The organism is Kistimonas ophiarachnellae (assembly GCF_057552235.1).
Window position 1 is genome coordinate 1 of the sequence record NZ_BAAJPA010000010.1, and the last position, 19,798, is coordinate 19,798.

A 19,798-nucleotide genomic window follows, 5' to 3' on the forward strand; every position below is an offset into this window, starting at 1 on the left:
CGGCTATGTTGTATCGGGATGATCGCGTCAGACTCCGGGTGGATTAAGACCAGTTCCGCGGCAGGATTCTGATCAATATAACGAGCGAGATATGACTCGTTATCAACATCGTAGTAACTGAACAGTCTGGCAAGTAATGGGTTTACGTGAAACCCGATCAGGTCGGTGATGCTTTTATAAGGCGCATTCAGAATGACTCGCTGTATGTCAGTGGGATACTTGCCGGCCAGGTAAGCGGCACTGCCTGTTCCTATAGAACTACCCACGGTAATGACTTTTAAGTCAGGAAAGTGTGTTTTTGCCATTTGATAGGCGGCTTCAGCGGTTGCAAAAACATCCTTCTCTGAATAAATCTCCCCTTCAGCATCTCCATACCCGGGGTATTCCACAAACAGGCAATGGTAGTTGCCATGAGCCATGGCCCTGACGGAAAAGGCCGCTCCTGCTTGTGCCGTCAAGCCATTTGGCTGAAAAATGATGCATACCCCGTCGGGTTTGCTTGCCCGGGTTCTATTGAGATAAGCAAGATAGTTGTGCTCATTGAGCGTGTGTGAAATGGATTCTAACCGTAACTCTGATAATAGCCGTGAAGTGTGTAACTGATAAGATATAGCGTCCTCTAATGATTTTGAAGCTTTATGTAAAGGGGCAAGTTTTAATTTTATTTTTTCTATGCTTTTTTGGTTTTCTTCATGCAGCTGTTGCTTTTGTTTCTGGTCTGTTGTGTTGGATTCTATCCATGTTGAGCATTTTTCAAATGAAATGAGGTTCATCTCTAATTTTTTTATTCTTTTTTCAAGGCGGGTTCTTTGTTGTTCCAGGGTTTTCGTGTGCTTGTCAATCAATGATTTAATATCTTCTACGGTTGGATTGTCTTCTATAAAGCGTTTTTGCATGGGGAATAGTAAGAGATCCTGAATTGATTTTTGAATAATGAATAATAAAGTAAATGGCAATAGCAGGATTGAAAATGTTGTGAGTATGATGATTTTAATCGCTTTTAACGGTCTGTTTCTGGCTCGGGTGAAATCCAGGGCGAGATGTCTGGTTGTGTTGATAATGACTTTGGTTATGCGTTTGCACCATACAAAGCAACTTGTATGTTTTTTTTGGGGGCTGGTATTAGTGTGAGAGCACTTTGAGCTGCTATCACTTTGATACGTTTTAGTGCTGGACAGTGTATGGTATGTTTCGGCGCTTGAAGTGCTATAGCTTGACACAGCGGAGTCCTTTTTTGACTGTATTTCAGTTAAGCTCACTGGTTGCTTTTCAATGTTAAAATTAATTTTGTGCAAACAGGCCATATTGTTTTTAGATTTTTCTAATTGGTTAAGGTTTCTCACATTTTTTATAATGTTATTTTTGCTGACAATATTGTTAGTTGTTTTTCGGGAGGCTTATGGGATGTTTGGTTGTGAGTTAAGTACGCTTGATGAAGCGTTACAGGTTGAGTGTTTGAATTCGGAAGGCAAACGGATCGCAGTTATAATTATTCAGTCCATTATCTAGTCAATAAGCCAGAATCTTTGGTGGAAAATGGTATAATTCTGCGTAGCCCGGCTACATAACCCCCCTCGAAATACGCTAGAATCCCAATCCCGAATCATGCCTTGATCCGTTAGTATTCACTTTTGGTTACTTGACCGTATGACAAGCTTCACCCGTGAAGACCGGGGCTGGATGGCCCGTGCGTTGCAGCTGGCCCGTAAGGGGCTTTATTCCACGATGCCCAATCCGCGCGTCGGCTGTGTGCTGGTGCGTGATGGTCGGATAGTCGGAGAAGGCTGGCATATCCGGGCTGGTGAAGGGCATGCGGAAGTCAATGCACTGGCCATGGCCGGGCGGGCGGCCCGGGGCGCGACAGCCTATGTCACCCTGGAGCCCTGCAGTCATCAGGGGCGCACACCGCCCTGCGCCCAGGCGTTGATTGATGCCGGTGTCACTCACGTGATTGCTGCCATGCGTGATCCTAATCCTCGGGTGGATGGCGGTGGTTTCCAGTTGCTGGAGCAGGCGGGAATCACAACGGCAGCCGGTCTGCTGGAAGAAGAAGCGAAAGCGCTTAATCCCGGGTTTATCGCAAGGATGGTCAGTCAGCGGCCGCTGGTGCGTTGCAAACTGGCCATGAGTCTGGACGGGCGAACCGCCATGGCGTCCGGCGAATCCCAGTGGATCACGGGGCCCGATGCCCGCAGTGATGTGCAGCAGTGGCGGGCCCGTTCCTGTGCGATTGTCACCGGTGTCGGTTCTATCCTGCAGGATGATTCTTCCCTGACTGTCAGACCGGCCGAGCTACGTATCGATGAGCCTGATCTGGCCGCCGAAAAACAGCCCTTGCGGGTCATACTGGATTCTTCCCTGCGCATTCCACTGACGGCAAAGATTCTGCATCAGCCGGGTAAAACGCTGGTGGTTACCGCTGATCCTGACCGGGAAAAACAGAATGCGCTACAGTCTGAGGGCGTGGAAGTGGTAGAATTGCCCGCCCCGGAGGGTCGGGTCGATTTGACGGCGCTGATGACCCTGCTGGGACAGCGCGAATGCAACGAGGTGCTGGTGGAAACCGGTGCCACCCTGGCAGGCAGTTTTTTACAGGCCGGCTTGCTCGATGAGCTGCTGGTGTACATGGCGCCTGTGCTGATGGGCAGTGCCGCACGCCCGCTGTTTGACCTGCCGCTGGGCAATATGAGTGACAGAATTCCGCTGACCATGACGGATGTGCGCCGAATCGGCCAGGATCTGCGCCTGACAGCCGTACCGGGTGAACCCCGGTGGTGACAGGGCGCCGCGAAATGCATGGCGAACTAACGCGATTGAAGTGACAGGGTAACGATGTTTACGGGAATCATTCAGGCAGTGGGCCAGGTGCGTCGGTTTGAGCGCCGCGGCGGTGATGTTCGTCTGGAAGTGGCTACCGGCAAGCTGGATCTGGCTGATGTTCAGCTGGGGGATAGCATTGCCACAAACGGCGTCTGCCTGACCGCCGTAGTGTTACCCGGCGATGGGTTCGTGGCGGATGTGTCGCTGGAAACCCTGGAGCGAAGCGCACTGAAGACGCTGGGTCCCGGTTCGTCGGTCAACCTGGAAAAGGCGATGATGCCAACCTCCCGCCTGGGCGGCCATATTGTCAGCGGACATGTGGATGGCGTGGGCACTGTCCGGATGATTGAGCAGTCGGCCCGCTCCTGGCGTTACCGTGTGGAAGCACCCGCAGCGATTGCTCACTATATTGCTGAAAAAGGTTCCATCACGGTTGACGGTGTGAGCCTGACCGTCAATGCGGTGGATGGTTCATGGTTTGACCTGAATATCGTGCCCCATACCGCTCAGGAAACCACGATCCGTAACTGGCAGCCGGGTACGCTGGTCAATCTTGAAGTTGATATTATTGCCCGTTACCTGGAGCGGTTGCTGCAGGGGCGGCAAACGCTGGCAGATGCCCAAGGGCTCGCCGGTGGGCAGGAAGGTAAGGCTGGACATCTGACCGAAGCCTTCCTGGCAGAACACGGTTTTATGCGCTGAGGTTTTTCTGCTGTTCTCCGGGGGGCTCCTGAGGGAGCGGGAGAGTGGCCGGGGCCGAGGCCTGCAATCAACCCAGTCGGGAAAGAAGCATGCAATTGAATACCGTAGAAGAACTCATCGAGGATATCCGTCAGGGGAAAATGGTCATCCTGATGGATGATGAGGACCGGGAGAATGAAGGTGACCTGATCGTGGCCGCAGAGAAGGTCACGCCGGAAATCATCAATTTCATGGCCAGGGAAGCCCGCGGGCTGATTTGCATGACCCTGACCGGTGAGCGGTGCGATTACCTGAAGCTGAACCAGATGGTCAGCGATAACCGGGAGGCCCAGGGGACGGCCTTCACGGTGTCCATTGAGGCGGCCAGTGGCGTGACCACCGGTATTTCCGCCCAGGACCGTGCCCATACGATTCGTGTAGCCATTGATGGCAATTCACGACCGGAAGATATTGTGCAGCCCGGGCATATTTTCCCGCTGCGCGCCATGACCGGCGGCGTATTGAGCCGTGCCGGCCATACCGAGGCCGGATGTGACCTGGCCCGCCTGGCAGGCTTGCTGCCATCGGCGGCGATTATTGAAATCATGAAAGAAGACGGTACCATGGCCCGCCGCCCGGACCTGGAGTTGTTTGCTGAAAAGCACAACCTGAAGATCGGTACCATTGCAGACCTGATCCATTACCGGATCATGCATGAAAAGACCATTGAGCGTCGGATCGAACAGCCGCTGAAAACCGTTTACGGTGATTTCCGCATGACGGTTTACGATGACAGCATTACCGGCCGGACCCACCTGGCGTTGACCATGGGGCATCCGGCCAAGGACCGGCCGACACTGGTTCGGGTTCACCAGGCGGAGACCTTCCGGGATCTGCTGGGTGCGCGCAAGGAAGACAGCAACAGCTGGCCGCTGCCGGCTGCCCTGGCGCGGGTCGCCAAAGAAGGCGAAGGCGTCGTGGTGCTGCTGGATGCGGACGAATACGCACTGTTGGGCGAGAGCCTGGAGCAGTTCATGGAACCGGTGCGCAAGGCGAACCGTAATCCGGGTGGCGCCTACCTGACCGTGGGAACAGGCTCCCAGATCCTCCGTGATCAGGGCGTCGGGCAGATGACACTGCTGAGTTCCCCGATGAAGTTCGGTGCGCTGTCCGGCTTTGATCTGGAGATCGTCGAATATCTCCCGTGTGAGTAAGAACAAATGACTGTCCCTGGTGTCAGAGACAGTAGAACAACATGGTTACGTTACGGTGACCCGCGATCCTGTTCGCGGGTTGTGCTTGTCAGCATTTAAGGAGTCATTCATGTCCGGAATCAAGACCCTGGAAGGGACACTGACCAGTAACGACGGCAAATACGCCCTCGTGGTCACCCGCTGGAACGCCTACGTGGTCGAAAGCCTGCTTGACGGTGCGATTGATGCACTGAAGCGCCACGGGGTTCCGGAAGCGAATATCACCGTGATTCGCTGCCCCGGCGCTTTCGAGCTGCCGCTGGTGGTGAAGAAGGTGGCGAAGCAGGGACAGTTTGATGCGGTGGTGGCACTGGGCGCGGTCATCCGCGGCGGTACCCCGCATTTTGATTTTGTAGCCGGTGAGTGCGTGAAGGGAATGGCCAATGTCATGCTGGAGCATGAAGTGCCGGTCTCCTTCGGCGTACTGACTGTCGATACCATTGAACAGGCGATTGAACGGGCCGGTACCAAGATGGGTAACAAGGGCGAGGAAGCCGCCATGGCCGCGTTCGAGATGGTCAGCCTGTTGAAGCATCTGGAGTTGTAATTTGAGCGATCAACCCAAGGCCGGCAAGGGCCGTCCGCAGTTGCGCCGCAAGGCGCGGGAAATGGCCCTGCAGGCGTTGTACCAGTGGCAGATGGCCGGTGAGTCCGTCACTGAGATTGAAGTCCAGTTCCGCGCGAACAATGATATGTCCAAGGTGGACGAAGGGTATTTCCGCGAGCTGCTGCAGGGTATTGCCCGCAGCGCCAGCCAGATTGATACCTCCATCGCACCGCTGCTGGACCGTTCCCTGGAACAGCTGGACCCCGTGGAGCGTGCCGCGCTGCGTATCGGCTGCTATGAGCTGATGGAACGTCACGATGTGCCTTACCGGGTAGTCATCAACGAAGGGATTGAACTGGCCAAGCGTTTTGGTGGTCAGGATTCCCACAAGTACATCAACGGGATCCTGGACAAGCTGGCGCCGCGCCTGCGTGCAGCCGAAGTGAAGGAATTCCGTAACCGCAACGCACGCTGATCCGGGCAGGATGCCATGAACGAGTTTGACCTGATCGCCCGCTACTTCAACCAGCCCGCGTTGACCGGCCAGCCCGGTTGCGAAGGTGGTGTGGTCGTGGGCATTGGTGATGACTGCGCCGTGGTGTCTGTGCCGGACGGGTCACAGCTGGTGCAAAGCATTGACACCCTCGTTGAGGGTGTCCACTTCCCTGCCGGTATTGATCCGGTTCTGCTGGGCTGGCGGGCGCTGGCTGTCAGTGTCAGTGACCTGGCTGCCATGGGCGCCAGGCCCCACAGTTTCTTCCTCGCGCTGACATTACCCAAGGCAGATACTGTCTGGCTGGAAGGTTTCTGTCAGGGTATGGCTGATCTTGCCAAGCGTTGTGGCATTCCGCTGATTGGTGGTGATACGACGCGTGGGCCACTTGCAGTCTCCCTCCATGTTCAAGGCATTGTATCCGCTGGTGGCGCGCTGCAGCGCAATGGCGCCCAACCCGGTGATACGATCTTTGTCAGTGGCACGCTGGGTGATGCGGGCGGTGCTTTGCCTCTGGTTCTGCAAGGTGCAGGTATCAGCGATGGCAAAAATGTCAGTGAGTCGGCATTGCTTGAGCGTTATTACCGACCGCAACCCCGTTTGGCATTGGGACAATGGCTGGCTGCGCAGGGTGCTACAGCGGCGATTGATATATCGGATGGCCTGTTGGGCGATCTTGGCCATATTCTTCGCGCCAGCGGATTCGGGGCTGCCTTGAGTTCGGACGCCTTACCCTTGTCTGAAGCCTTGTGTGCGGTTTATCCGCAAGAGCAGGCACATTCACTGGCGCTGACTGCCGGTGACGATTATGAGCTTTGTTTTACTGCACCGGCTGCTACGATTGCAGAATATCAAGCGCCTGTACCGATTGTGGCCATAGGCGTCATCGAGGAACAACCCGGCATTCGTCTTGATGGTCAGCTTATTGACCCGGCGGAGGGAGGGTTCCGGCATTTTTCCTGATAATCACTGTCCTGCCAATAACTGAGCGAATGGAGTAATTCCCCCTTTGTCTATTCCCATAAGGCTGTCCAATCCTGTTCACTTCCTGGCGTTTGGTCTGGGCTCCGGTCTGGCGCCAAAAGCACCCGGTACCTTCGGCACGCTGGCAGCGATTCCCCTGTACCTGTTGTTATCCCAGTTGTCTTTGCCAATGTATGCGCTGGTGCTGTTGCTGGCCTCGCTGCTGGGTATCTGGCTATGCGGTAAAACGGCGAAAGACCTGGGGGTTCATGATCACCCCGGTATTGTCTGGGATGAATTCTGCGGGTACTGGCTGACGATGCTGGCGGCGCCGTCGGGCTGGTTCTGGATTATCCTGGGATTTGGTCTGTTCAGGCTGTTTGATATCTGGAAACCCTGGCCCATTTCCCTGGCTGACAGACGTATCCCCGGTGGTATGGGAATTATGGTGGATGACCTGGTTGCCGGGATATATGCTTTCATAGTGATGCAGGCAATTGTTTTCGTGATAGCTTGATAGGACAGACTATTCTTTATCCTTATAGAAACGGACGATTAAAATCCGTGAAATAGTCGTACCGGGCAAGAGGATTGCACATTGCTAATAACAATAAGGTCGTTGATTGCGGTAATGGGTTTGGCTGGCGTTTTGTTTTCCGCCAGTGTTCAAGCGGTAATGATTCAGGTGGTTGGCCTCTTTCCCGGTGCCGCGGTCGTCATCATTGAGGGGCGGCAGATGATGCTGAAAGTGGGTAATACCGGTCCCGGAGGCGTCAAATTGTTGTCTGTTGATGGTACGCGCGCCATTCTGGAAGTGGGTGGCCAGGCACGTGAATTCCCTTTATCTCGCCAGGCCAGTAATGGCTATAAAGAATCCAGTAAAAAATCGATCAAAATTTTCCGGGATAACGATGGCCATTATTATGTGAAAGCGCTGGTGAATGGGCGTTTGGCCGATATGGTGGTCGATACCGGGGCAACGGCGGTAGGGATGAGTTCAAAGCATGCCAATGCGCTGGGTGTTGAATACAAGAATGGTGAACCCATCAATATTTCTACCGCCAGTGGTCAGGTTCGTGGTTTTCTGGTGCAACTCAAATCGGTCAGTATTGACGGCCTGACAGTGCGCAATGTTGATGCGGCCATCCATGAAGGGAATTTCCCCAGTATTATCCTGCTGGGCATGAGCTTTCTGCGTAAGGTGAAAATGCGTGATGAAGGCGATGTGCTTTATCTTGAGGCAAAGTTCTGACCTTATTCCCGTCAATGGATGCTCTGCTGTATCGCTGAATATTTAGCCGGTTAGGCTATCCTTTCTCGCCTGCGTTTTATCCTGCTGTTACAATGCGTTTCCGCACGAGAAGTTGAGGAACGTGGAGTGTCTGTCGTTTTTATTGCGTCATCCAGGTTGCCCACCCCTTTCGGCACGTTCAGCATGCATGGCTTTGAAGATCGTGCTACGGGGAAAGAGCATTTGGCGTTGACGATGGGGGAATTCAATACCGGTGAGCCTGTCCTGGCCCGTGTGCACTCAGAGTGCCTGACGGGAGATGCGCTGTTCAGTATGCGTTGCGACTGTGGCGCACAGCTTCAGGCGGCGCTTAAGTCTATTGCAGAACAAGGGCAGGGCGTGTTGCTGTATTTGCGGCAGGAAGGTCGTGGTATTGGGTTGTTGAATAAAGTGCGGGCTTACCATCTTCAGGATGCCGGTGCGGATACTGTGGAAGCCAATGAGCAACTCGGTTTTGCGCCTGATCTGCGCACCTATGATATGTGCAGCCCCATGCTCAATCACCTGGGTATCAATAAGCTGCGATTGATGACCAATAACCCACGTAAAGTGGAAGCGCTGCGGCAGCAGGATATTGATGTTGTTGAGCGTGTGCCGTTGCAGACGGGACAGAATCCCCATAACGAACGTTATCTGTCGACAAAAGTCTGGAAGCTGGGCCATCTGTATAATAACGCCTGATAGGGTTTTTTGACTGATGTTTCTATCAAGGGTGCCAGGCTTTGTTACACCCTTGATAGAGTTGTTCTGATGTTATTCATTAGCGTGTCTGTCAGCGCAGGTTACTTAATCTGCCATTCTCTCGCTGTTAGTCAGAGTGTCTCTCTGGTTGTTTCATACTGATAAATTACATGACAAATTAATTATTCTGATGAATAACTGTGTGTCAATCAGCCGGAATATTATATGGAATTGCGCTTGAGAGGAGATGGGACATTCTCCAATATGCCATCAGGCATTGTGTCATCTCTGGTGAACGACTTTGAAGAAAAAATATTGGTATCCAGCCCAGAGGCCGGGCTCAAATCGTCAGACCAAACTGTAAGTCAGCATTCTCTGAGTGATCGCAGTATTACACTGGGGCCCGAGTCATCGGATACAATACTTCGGCTGTCTGATATTAATATTGATATTGCACCTGCACTGTCTGATTCTGATGGGTCTGTTGATGCTGAACGGCCTCAAGAGGTATGGCTTCCCTTATCAGGGCAATACGAAATGGGTGGCTATGATAAATTGTTACCGACTGATCTGATAGATGTTCCTGTTAGTCAGAAGATAATGAAAATTATCAGGAACGCATATAAAGAAGAGCTTGCGTATGCTAATTCAGGCGCTCAGGAGCAATTGTTTCCGGGGTTGTCGACCAGGTACAAAATAAAAGCCTGTTTTTACGGGAGCAAGCACGCCTGCTACAAAAATTTAAAATATGCTTTTATTTTTGGGTTGGCTGGATTTTGTCTGTCTTGTCTGGCATGGGGGGGGAAATTGTATGTTTATAAAGGTAGCGATCAAAGTATTGAGGCATTTTTTGATACAGTGCTTTATGCGTTGACACTTCTGGTCACTCTAACAGGTTTCCTGGGCAGTATGGGGTGGTGCTGCAGAGCTTACTGCCGAACCGGGTATATTGGAAATGAGAAAGCCTGGCTGGAACGGTTTCATCATGAGGTAATGCCACATCGGCACCCTTGGCTGATGAAGTTATTGGATGGAGACCCTTATGCGCTTATTTATACCGGTGGGCAGGATGGGGAAATGGGTAAAATTCTTGATGCGGTATATCGTGTGAGAAATAAACTGTCGCAATATGGGGCAGCCGTTGCGTTCGCAAGAGAAGTCGAGAAACCCGTTAAAGAAATAGAGCACTATTTTCAGGGTTTGCCGAACCTGCTTGCAGGTTATATTCGACTCGCCAAGGAGCGTCATTCCGCAAATATTCAGCATAGTACGGAACCAGAGCTGGAGGAGATTCTGACCACCAGGCGTTCTCGTGCAATAAGGATGCTTGGACGACCTGCGAATGTAGCGGGAGTCATTGAGGTTTAGGTCCTGGTTACGCCATCCATAGCTCAAGGTCCGGATGCCCGACCCTCTGTATAATCATGCCTGATCCGTTATTGTGACCGCTGTTTCTATCAAGGAGGTCAGGCTTTCTTACACTTTTGACAGGATTGATCTTGGATTTTTCATTAGTATGCCTGTCAGTATTGGTTATTTGCCTGCCTCTCTTTTAATGTTGGTCAGACTGTCACCTTGGTTGCTTCGTATCGGTAAATTACATGTCAGATTCATTTTTTGATGAATAAATGATTGTCGATCTGCCGGAGTATTTTTATGGAGATGCGAGTAACAGGAGGTGAGATGCCATCAGGCACTGTGTTATCACTAGAGAAAGAGTTTGAAGAAACAACATTTGTATTCAGCTCAGAGGCTGGGCTCAAATCGTCAGACCGAACTGTAAGTCAGCATTCTCTGAGCGATCGCAGTATTACACTGGATCCCGAGTCATCGGATACAACACTTGGGCTGTCTGATATTGATCTTTCACCTGCACTGTCTGATTCTGATGATTCTTTTGGTATTGAACAGCTTCAGGCAACTTCGTTCCCCTTAAAAGAACAATCCGATGTCAGTGAATATGACAAGTTGTTACCAACTGACTTGAGAGATCTTTCTGTCAGCAATGAAAAAATGAAAATTATCAGAAATGCAGTCATAAATGAGATCGCGTATGCTAATTCTGACGATCAGGATCAATCGTTTCCAGGTTTATCGATCAGGCATAGGGTAAAAGCCCGTTTTTATGGATCAGCAAATGTCTGTCTCCAAATGTTGGAAGCAGCTTTTAAATATGGACTGTGTGGGCTTTGCATCTCTTTTGTGTTAGTGGAATTCATGAGATGGAGCCATCATCGAAGCCATTATTCTAGTGTTCAGGAGAAGAATCAGTCTTTTCAAGCAGATTACGCTTACCAGGTATTAGAAAGCAACGTGACCGCACATGAAAGTAATGATCAGGGGGGCGATTTTAACAAAGCGTATGACCTGCTGCTTTTTTCGGTAACATGCTTTTTTTTTCTAGGGGCAATGGGGGCTACATTGCGTCAAAGCTGGCGTATCTATGCTCAAACGGGATATGTTGGTAGTGAAGAGGCGTGGCTGAAACGGTTTCATCATGAGGTGATGCCGCATCGACATCCCTGGTTGATGAGGTTATTGGACGATTCAGATCCTTGTGCGCTTATCTATACAGGAAAGGGGGATGAAGAGCTCAGCAAAGTGCTTGATGCTCTACAGGGGGTAATGAATAAACTATCGCAATATGGTGCGGCCTTTAAATTCTCAAAAGAGGTCGGAAAACCCTTTGCAGAAATAGAACAATACTTCCAGCAGTTGCCGGAATTGCTTGCAGGCTATAGTCAGTGTGCCTTGGAACGCTATTCTCCGGTGCTTCGGTATGGTAGAGATCAGGAACCGACAATAGAAATGGAGTTAGATGCGGATCTGAACCTGGACCCAGACCCGGAGGATATGCCAGCCACAAGACGTATGCGTCATATCAGGCGGCAACAACAATCATTGTGGTCGGTTCATACTGTATAGCGTCAGCAGCGATCATTGTTGCCACGTGCTGATTTGCTGGCAGATACCGGCGCTGTCAAGCAGGCATTCCGCCAGTTGGGATTCCCGCGACTGGTGCCGGATAAACCGGTCAGGGAGTCCCAGCTTTAACAGGCGCGCCTGATTGCCTGTTGGCCTGTTGTTATCCAGATAGTCTTCAACGCCTGAACCGGCGCCTCCCGTTATGACGCCATCCTCAATCGTCACTAACCGTGAATGGTTGTCGGCCACCCTGTCGATCAGCGCATGATCCAGTGGTTTGGCAAAGCGCATATCCACCACGGTAGCGTTCAGGTCTTCAGCGGCTTTCATGGCCTCATGATGCAACGTGCCAAATACCAGTAGCGCTATATCTTTACCGTGTCGTGTAATGTGTCCCTTGCCGAGAGGTAAAGGGTCGCTGTTTTGTTCCGGTGAAAGTCCGGTACCACTGCCCCTGGGATAGCGTACTGCGGCAGGTCCGGCGTGCTGATAGGCTGTGTTTAACAGCTGCCAGAGTTCCTGTTCGCTACTGGGGGTTGTGATGACCATATTGGGAATGCAGCGCAGGTAAGCGATATCAAAGGCGCCATGGTGGGTCGGGCCGTCTTCACCGACCAGGCCTGCACGGTCGATGGCAAACAGGACATCCAGGTTTTGCAGGGCCACATCGTGGATCAGCTGGTCATAGCCGCGCTGCAGAAACGTGGAATAAATGGCCAATACCGGTTTCATGCCTTCACAGGCGAGACCCGCGGCAAACGTGACGGCATGCTGTTCTGCAATGGCGACATCGAAGTAGCGGTCTGGAAACTGCTGTGAAAAACGCACCAGGTCAGAGCCTTCACGCATCGCCGGGGTAATGCCATAGAGGCGCGGATCCCGGGCTGCGGTATGACATAGCCACTGACCAAAAATGTTGGCGTAAGTCGGCTTTTTGGGTTTTGGCTCTGTCTTTGCCGGCATGATCCTGGTCAGCGCATGGTAGCCAACAGGATCCTCTTCGGCGGCGGGATACCCTTTGCCTTTACGGGTGACAATATGGAGCAGTCGTGGACCGGATTGCGTCTTTAACGATGACAGCGTTTCAATCAGTAGCTCAAGATTGTGACCCTCGATCGGACCGGTATAGGCAAAGCCCTGGTCTTCGAACAGGACGGGCGACGAAGGCTCAGGATTCCGGGCTGTGCGTGAAACCTCAATCCCGCGCAGATAACGGGCCAGCATGCCAACACTGGGGGAAATCGACATGTCATTGTCGTTCAGTATGACCAGGATGTTGGCGTTGACGCAGGCGGCATGGTTCAGCGCCTCAAAGGCCTGGCCTGCGGTCATGGCGCCATCGCCAATGACGGCGATAGCCTGTCGTTGACGATCCTTCGCAGCCAGTGCTATGGCCATGCCCAGCGCCGCGCTGACCGACGTGCTTGAATGACCGGTGCCAAAACAGTCATAGGCACTTTCTGAACGGTCAGGAAATCCACAGAGACCATCACGCTGGCGCAGGGTGGCCATCAGCTCACGCCGTTCGGTCAAAATTTTGTGTGGGTAACACTGGTGGCCTACATCCCAGACCAACCGGTCATCCGGTGTATTAAAAACGTAATGCAGGGCAATGGTTAATTCCACCACGCCCAGGCCGGCACCCAGGTGGCCCCCAGTCTGCCCAATGGTATACAGAAGGAAGTGACGCAATTCCTTAGCCAGTACCGGCAGTTGCTGTTGAGATAAACGACGCAGGTCTTTTGGTAGATTCACTGTGTCCAGCAACGGCGTGGAGGGTCTTTCCAGGGGGATCGTGCGGGTCATTTCAGTGGTTTCGGCTCACGATATATTCAGCCAGCATGCGCAGCGGTTCTGCATGTTCATTCAGGCCCTTCAGCGTTTGCAGGGCTTCATTTTGCAGCTGGGCAGCTTTTTCCCGGGCTGCATCAAGACCAAGCAGCGATACATAGGTGTTTTTGCCATGGGAAATATCGGCGCCTTGTTGTTTGCCGAGGGTGGCAGTGCTGGCCGTCACATCAAGAATGTCATCCTGTACCTGAAATGCCAGTCCAATTGCCCGTGCATAACGTTTCAGTGATGCGATGGTGTCCGGCTCTTTCACGCCGGCAGACAGTGCGCCCAAAGTGACACTGGCTTCAATCAGTGCGCCGGTTTTGTGACGATGCAGGGTTTCCAGCTCAGGGAGTGTGAGGGTGTTTCCCGTGCCTTGCATATCTAATGACTGGCCTGCCGCCATACCATGGTTCCCCGCAGCCCGGGCCAGGACCGCTACCTGCTGGAGTCGGCAGGCACCCTGAAATTCATCGCTCCCGGTCAGTTCAGGATTTGCCAGCACTTCAAAGGCCAGTGATTGCAGGGCGTCCCCCGCCAGAATCGCAGTCGCTTCATCGAAGGCCTTGTGGCAGGTGGGCTGGCCGCGGCGCAGGTCGTCATCATCCATGGCAGGCAGATCATCATGGACCAGTGAATAGGCGTGGATCAGTTCAACAGCGCAGGCGCCGGATAATGCCTGTTGCGCAGGGCCGCCCAGTGCTTCGCAGGTGGCGCGTACCAGCATCGGGCGAATCCGTTTACCGCCATTGAAGACACAGTACTTCATGGCTTCATGCAGGCGTGCCTCGGCAGGCTGGTAACGGGCAAAGACCTGCTCAAGGCCTGCGTCCGCCCATTGGCGGCAGGTCTGCATGTACTGCTTGATGTCCATTACTCGTCAACATCACTCTCGAAAGGGCGGGATTCCAGCTGGCCGTTTTTTTCTACCAGAATACGCACTTTCTGTTCGGCGTCATCCAGGGCTTTCTGGCATTCACGGGTCAGGCCGATGCCTTTTTCAAATGCCGCCAGGGATTGTTCCAGCGTCAGGTCGCCGGACTCCATTTTTTCGACCAGGGTTTCCAGTTCCGAGAGGGATTGTTCGAAAGCAAAGCCCGCTTTCTTGCTTGGCATCAGGGCGACCTTTTGGGGCAGGAATAATTGCATCGAACACTAACCCAGTGCGTGATACGGGTCAATGTTGGCGCATGCCTGTCATCCGGGGGCGGATGTCATGAGGCAGGACATTTGTTAGTGAAAATGAACAATTAACAGCCTGTAAACGGGATTTCCGACAGCAATGGGGAACACGGGGCGTCACTGATGGACAAACAGATAAAGGGTGAAGGCCCGCGTTCAATCAGTGAGGTGTTTTCAGTGCCAATATCAACAGACCCGTCAGCCAGGGGGAAGCCAGCCGACCCGGCGGTCAGGCCCGTATCAACCCGATCCGGAGGCAAGGCGCAGTGGACGCTCAAGCGCCTCGTCAAGACGGTGGCCGCGGCATCGGCTTTCGGTTTCATGATGACAGGCTATGCCGCTGGTTTCCCCCTGGCCGGGGGGGCTGCCCTCATGCTCACGGGCGTGGCATTGGCAAGGCCTGTCCGGTCCGGTTCGGTAGCCGCGTCGACCGTGGGGGAGCGGGATTACTATATGCTGACCAAACCGCGCTATCCGAGGGAAAAATGCCTGCAAGTGACCACTACCTATTTACCGGACAAGCCTGAGGGCCGCATGGTCGGTTGTAACGGTGACCGGGCGCAGCGATGGCGCCTGGATGACGGGCGGCTGCAGAGTCAGATCGGCAAGTGTATTGATATTACGGCTCAATACAAATATCTGAACGTGTCACAGATTATGGGGAAGGAGCTGAGAAACCTTCAGAGAACAATAATTTACGAAGTGAATGTCATCGATTGTAATGACGTGAAGGACAGTCAGTGGCGATTTCACGAAGGCATGATCACGCAGCATGGAGTCAGCCTGGTAACCTGTGCAGATCTGATTTGTCTGAAATTAATCATCCCTGATAATAAACCGCAGATACCAGGCGATGCCGCTGAAAAAGCTGAGTGGATCCAATACTTTGATTCAGATGCTTCTATCAAAGCAGTCAAGCAGCAGAATGACCGAATAATCCAGTATCCACTTCCCCTGAACGCATCGGATGTTGCACTGGAAGAAATGCGAAACAGGATATACCGATTTATCCAACCCTATATCAAGGCTAATCCGCCGCAGATAAACGATTTTCAGTTGACGGTACCGGCGTATGCAGCGCCGGTGGTCAGGCAGGTGCTCTTCAATCTCTCTTTCCGGTATGGGCTCTCGCCTTATAACGCTCAGAATCAGCAGCTGGCGCCCAAAAAAATAAAAATGACAGGCTTGTACGCAGCGCCGGGAGCGGTTATTACAGTGAATGTGGTTGAGGTGAAAAAAAACGACATTTCTTGCTTCAGGCAATACGACCAGCGCTATACATGGCTTGAACTGGAGATAAACCTGCATAGCCATCACCTGGTAAAGGATGCTGCTTACCTGAAGCCCGATAACGTCTACCTGCGTCCGCCAGATATTGCCTACAGGGAAATTTTACCGTTTGGCGAATCCCGTCACCGTAGTCCTTATGGTGGCTCGATAGCCCTGATTTCTACGTTGCACCGCGATTGTGAAATCGCTGTAACAATCAGCGGCGCCATCGAAGCGCCCGCTTTTCGCGCCGGTAAGCATCTGCCCCAAAGCTGGGCGTGGCGCAGAAGGCAACCCGCGCCCTGGGCTTTGATTGAGGGGGTGAGGAGTATTACCCTCCTGCCACGTGAAAAGGCCTTTTCATTGGAAAACCCCCTGGGATTGAGCCGGATGATGGACGAGATCATCAATCGCTGTGAAATGTTGTGGGGGTTTGATCGCAATCGCACCCAGTGGCAGGGCGCCAACGGGAAATTGCACAACTACTACCCCTATTTTTTCGGGGATGGCAAACAGGTCTTTATTGAAGATGTCCGGAGCGACAAGTTTCTCGCCTTTGCGGGAGGTGATGCCTACCGTATTATTTTGGCGCGAGGCCTGTTGCCGGATGATCTGAACAGCGTTTACGACAACGCATGGGTGATTAAGGTTCTGGCCCATGAACTGGGGCATCAGAAACAATTCAAGATGGGTTCGCTCTGGGTTAATGCGTTAGATGGTCAGGCGTCGGCTGAGATGACGGGGTATGTCGTTGCAAACAGGATGCTGCGCATTAACAGTGCGGGCGCAAAGGCTCTGCACAAACGCTGTCTTGGGACTGGCGAGAAGGCGAGGGCATGGTTGCAGCAAAACAAAGGCGCGTCCTATACCCCTGATTCCCGGGAATACGAAGCAAAAATGCATTTTTTCCTTCAGTTGATTGATGCATTTCCGGACATGGGGGAAAACATTTTCATCACGTTGAATAGATTTTATCTTGGTGATCTCCCCGCCAATAATGCCGCAATAAGGTGGTGGACGAAAGAAGCTAAAATTGACCTTTTCTTTGAAAGGCTCTGCACGATAACGCGCCATAATCTGATTGCGCACTTCAATACCTGGGGGATTGAGATCAGTAACGCTACCCGCCAGAAAGTGACTTCCTTCCCGCCGCCGCCAGGGGACATCTCAAACCAGTTCGGGTGTGAATTTATTCATCGTCGGCACTGGCAAGCGACGGATGACGGGGGGATGAACCCTGTGACCGTGCTGGCGATGATACCGATTGTGTTTATGGCAGGGTTTGCCGCCGTACCCGTGTGGTCCTGCTTCGTCCGGCTCATGGCGCGTTTGTGCAGACCCAAAGTACTACGGGGAGGCATGAAAAAGACCGTATAAACGTCGGTGTTATTGTGTCCGGGCAGCCACTTTCTGGCAGGTGCTTAGCTGTCCGCACTCGGGGGCAATGACCCGGTCGATGACAGCCTGCTTCAAAAAAAGAAACAAGCGTTAAAGCTTTGATAACCCTTGGCGATAACCACAGTCTCGGTGTGCAGTCCGGTCAATTCCGGTGGTTGTGGATTGCTATAGTCAAGGTGTCAGGTAACGGATTTATCTGGCGGTTATGAATGCTTGTAATGACAGGATGTTGCATTTATGAAGAAGTCGATCAGGTATGTCGCCAGAGTGGCGCGACATGATAGTAACCTGTTTCCCGCAATACTTTTCTGGTTATTGATTTTCTCCTGCTTTGCTTTTCGACCGGCGCATGCCGAGCTGGTGCCATTGGCGGACAGTGAACTGATGCATACCCACGGCGAGCGCGGTTCGACCGGCTTGGTGCCCCTGGATGACAGCGCCCTGTCGGCCATTTCGGCGCAGGGTTTTGATCAGCCGGAGCCTCAGTTTGAAGAGAACCGTCAGCAGGACCAGGGACTGGCCGTGTTAGGGCAGGTTCTGCAAACGTCAATGCCACTGCTGAATTTCATCGAGGCGGATACCCGTATTTCCGGTGTTCAGTACAAGGACGGCGTGAGCCCGGTAGAAATCCTGGTCAATGAAGGTGCTGTGCGTTTCAACCTGCCGGATTATGTGGAATCCATTGCCATGGATAATATCCGGGTACTGGGTAGCACCGGTGGGTCGTTCGGTTCCCTGTTGATCCAGGGAATGAGCCTTTCCGGCAGTTCGATTACGATCCGCACGAACCCCTGAACGAAAAAAATCCCCGTACCAGCCGGCACGGGGATTCTGCAGGTTTGCAAACGAAACGAACGATCAGGCGTTTTGAGCCGCGCCCAGGGGCTGTTCTGAAACGGCTTCAGACTCCAGCTTGCGAGTGGTTTCCGGTACATCATTCCAGACATCCGGATCCATGGTCTTATCCAGGAACGGGAACTTCTTCCGGTCAAATGTCGGTGTCAGGCCAGCATCCACCTGGTCGTCAAAGTCCTTGAGTACCTTGAAGACCTGACCTGCCAGCAGCAGGATGACGGACAGGTTGATCAGTGCCATGACGCCCATGGCCAGATCGGCAAAGGACCATACTACGGGCAGTTCGCCAATCGCTCCCCAGATAACCATAGCCAGAAACAGTGCCCGGTAGCCCATCAAAACGGCCTTGCTGTCTTTGATGAAGCGCAGGTTGGATTCACCGTAGTAGTAGTTAGCGATCAATGAAGTGAACGCGAACAACAGGATGGCCAAAGCAATGAAGTGGTTACCGATGCCGCCAATTTCGTTGGACAGCGCTGCCTGAGTCAGGGCAATACCGGTCAACTCATTACCACTGTTCAGCTGGCCGGATACCAGGATGATGGCCGCAGTCGCAGAACAGATCACGATGGTGTCTACGAACACGCCCAGCATACCCATGATGCCCTGGGTGGCAGGGTGGTGCGGAGTCGGTGTTGCGGTTGCTGCGGCGTTCGGACCACTACCCATACCGGCTTCGTTAGAGAACAGGCCACGCTTGATACCCTGTTCCATGGCGGTCTTCATCAGGTAAGCGACACCACCACCGGCAGCACTTTCAATACCAAAGGCGCTCTTGAAGATCAGAGACAGTACCGCAGGCATTTCGGTGATGTTCAGCAGCATGACAACCACGGCCAGTGCCAGGTACATCAACGCCATGAAGGGCACAACCATCTCCGCGAAGCGGGCGATGGAACGGATGCCGCCAAATACGATCAGTGCGGAAATAATGGCCAGAACGATACCGACAGCCAGTGGCGGAATCTCATAAACGACCATGGCAGCAGCAATAGAGTTGGACTGGACGCTGTTAAAGGCAAAACCAAACGCCACGATCAGGGAACAGGAGAAAATGATACCCAGCCAGCGTTGTCCCAGGGCTTTCTGAATGTAGTAAGCCGGGCCACCACGGTAGGTGCCATCGTGGTTGTTGGATTTGTAGAGCTGCGCCAGCGTGTTTTCCACGAAGCTGGTGGACATACCCAGCAGGGCAATCATCCACATCCAGAACACGGCGCCGGGACCACCCATGAAAATGGCAACAGCAACACCTGCCAGGTTACCGGTGCCGACACGGGCAGCCAGACTGGTGCAGAAAGCCTGGAAAGAAGAAATGTGATGGTGCTCGTCCTTGGCCCGGCTGCCCATCATGGTTTTGATGGCGAAGCCAAAGCGGCGGATCTGCACAAAGCGACTCCGAAACGTAAAATACAGACCAGCCCCAAGCAGAAGACCGACGAGAAGCTTGCCCCAAATTACGCCATTCAAAACGGCAATCAAGTTACTCATATAACGGCTCTTGTGGTTGTTTAAGGTGTTTATAATCGTTCGGAAGTCGATAGTACCGCTCAAGCGGATTGAGGAAATTGCCGTGATACCGTATTGCCCTTAGTGATTATACTTAT

General features: G+C 52.7%; 18 protein-coding genes. 13 read left to right on the plus strand and 5 right to left on the minus strand.

The annotated features are described in order from the left end of the window. On the minus strand, positions 1–1,220 hold a 1,220-nt coding region (locus AC27K1_RS13365), incomplete at its 3' end, for an alpha/beta hydrolase (RefSeq protein ID WP_487151216.1). Positions 1,221–1,647: 427 nt separating this feature from the next. Here AC27K1_RS13365 and ribD point away from each other — a divergent pair. The 11 genes from ribD (at position 1,648) to AC27K1_RS13420 (ending at position 11,654) form a co-directional block, all read left to right on the plus strand. Beyond that, on the plus strand, positions 1,648–2,778 hold the full coding sequence (gene ribD, locus AC27K1_RS13370; protein WP_487151218.1) for a bifunctional diaminohydroxyphosphoribosylaminopyrimidine deaminase/5-amino-6-(5-phosphoribosylamino)uracil reductase RibD: 1,131 nt from the start codon (positions 1,648–1,650) through the stop codon (positions 2,776–2,778). 54 nt (positions 2,779–2,832) lie between these two features. Next, positions 2,833–3,522, plus strand: a complete 690-nt coding sequence (locus tag AC27K1_RS13375) for a riboflavin synthase (RefSeq protein WP_487151219.1) — start codon at positions 2,833–2,835, stop codon at positions 3,520–3,522. 89 nt (positions 3,523–3,611) lie between these two features. Further along, the gene (gene ribBA / locus AC27K1_RS13380) at positions 3,612–4,715 is read left to right on the plus strand and encodes a bifunctional 3,4-dihydroxy-2-butanone-4-phosphate synthase/GTP cyclohydrolase II (protein WP_487151220.1); all 1,104 of its coding nucleotides are present in this window, start codon (positions 3,612–3,614) and stop codon (positions 4,713–4,715) included. A gap of 109 nt (positions 4,716–4,824) precedes the next feature. Then, positions 4,825–5,301, plus strand: coding sequence for a 6,7-dimethyl-8-ribityllumazine synthase (ribH, locus tag AC27K1_RS13385; RefSeq protein ID WP_211828033.1), 477 nt, complete (start codon positions 4,825–4,827; stop codon positions 5,299–5,301). A 1-nt stretch (position 5,302) separates the two neighbouring features. Further along, positions 5,303–5,776, plus strand: a complete 474-nt coding sequence (gene nusB, locus AC27K1_RS13390) for a transcription antitermination factor NusB (RefSeq protein ID WP_395179779.1) — start codon at positions 5,303–5,305, stop codon at positions 5,774–5,776. A 15-nt stretch (positions 5,777–5,791) separates the two neighbouring features. Continuing rightward, positions 5,792–6,757: a thiamine-phosphate kinase gene (gene thiL / locus AC27K1_RS13395; protein WP_487151223.1), complete on the plus strand. Its 966-nt coding sequence runs from the start codon at positions 5,792–5,794 to the stop codon at positions 6,755–6,757. A gap of 46 nt (positions 6,758–6,803) precedes the next feature. Further along, positions 6,804–7,274 (plus strand): phosphatidylglycerophosphatase A family protein, encoded by a 471-nt coding sequence (locus AC27K1_RS13400; RefSeq protein WP_487151225.1) that lies wholly within the window; start codon positions 6,804–6,806, stop codon positions 7,272–7,274. A gap of 120 nt (positions 7,275–7,394) precedes the next feature. Next, positions 7,395–8,009 (plus strand): retropepsin-like aspartic protease family protein, encoded by a 615-nt coding sequence (locus AC27K1_RS13405; RefSeq protein WP_487151227.1) that lies wholly within the window; start codon positions 7,395–7,397, stop codon positions 8,007–8,009. Positions 8,010–8,135: 126 nt separating this feature from the next. Next, complete coding sequence (ribA, locus tag AC27K1_RS13410) at positions 8,136–8,729, plus strand: GTP cyclohydrolase II (RefSeq protein ID WP_395179775.1); 594 nt, start codon at positions 8,136–8,138, stop codon at positions 8,727–8,729. A 225-nt stretch (positions 8,730–8,954) separates the two neighbouring features. Then, positions 8,955–10,097 carry a hypothetical protein gene (locus AC27K1_RS13415; protein ID WP_487151228.1) on the plus strand — a complete coding sequence of 381 codons (1,143 nt, stop codon included), beginning with the start codon at positions 8,955–8,957 and terminating at the stop codon, positions 10,095–10,097. A gap of 288 nt (positions 10,098–10,385) precedes the next feature. Beyond that, on the plus strand, positions 10,386–11,654 hold the full coding sequence (locus tag AC27K1_RS13420; RefSeq protein WP_487151229.1) for a hypothetical protein: 1,269 nt from the start codon (positions 10,386–10,388) through the stop codon (positions 11,652–11,654). A gap of 12 nt (positions 11,655–11,666) precedes the next feature. On the opposite strand, the gene dxs is transcribed toward AC27K1_RS13420, so the two are convergent. Genes dxs through AC27K1_RS13435 form a run of 3 tightly spaced genes read right to left on the minus strand, consistent with a single transcriptional unit; the run spans position 11,667 to position 14,603 of the window. Continuing rightward, positions 11,667–13,460, minus strand: a complete 1,794-nt coding sequence (gene dxs / locus AC27K1_RS13425) for a 1-deoxy-D-xylulose-5-phosphate synthase (protein ID WP_487151230.1) — start codon at positions 13,458–13,460, stop codon at positions 11,667–11,669. Between the two features lies 1 nt (position 13,461). Then, positions 13,462–14,361, minus strand: coding sequence for a (2E,6E)-farnesyl diphosphate synthase (gene ispA / locus AC27K1_RS13430; protein WP_487151231.1), 900 nt, complete (start codon positions 14,359–14,361; stop codon positions 13,462–13,464). After that, complete coding sequence (locus AC27K1_RS13435; protein WP_487151233.1) at positions 14,361–14,603, minus strand: exodeoxyribonuclease VII small subunit; 243 nt, start codon at positions 14,601–14,603, stop codon at positions 14,361–14,363. The genes ispA and AC27K1_RS13435 overlap by 1 nt, the downstream gene beginning before the upstream one ends. Before the next feature lie 189 nt (positions 14,604–14,792). Here AC27K1_RS13435 and AC27K1_RS13440 point away from each other — a divergent pair, with 189 nt between their 5' ends. Continuing rightward, positions 14,793–17,315, plus strand: coding sequence for a M60 family metallopeptidase (locus AC27K1_RS13440; protein WP_487151234.1), 2,523 nt, complete (start codon positions 14,793–14,795; stop codon positions 17,313–17,315). Between the two features lie 258 nt (positions 17,316–17,573). Beyond that, a complete protein-coding gene (locus AC27K1_RS13445) occupies positions 17,574–18,131 on the plus strand; it encodes a hypothetical protein (RefSeq protein WP_487151236.1) in 558 nt (185 codons plus the stop codon). A 63-nt stretch (positions 18,132–18,194) separates the two neighbouring features. On the opposite strand, the gene AC27K1_RS13450 is transcribed toward AC27K1_RS13445, so the two are convergent. Then, positions 18,195–19,682, minus strand: a complete 1,488-nt coding sequence (locus tag AC27K1_RS13450; RefSeq protein ID WP_487151237.1) for an alanine/glycine:cation symporter family protein — start codon at positions 19,680–19,682, stop codon at positions 18,195–18,197. Between the last annotated feature and the right edge of the window lie 116 nt (positions 19,683–19,798).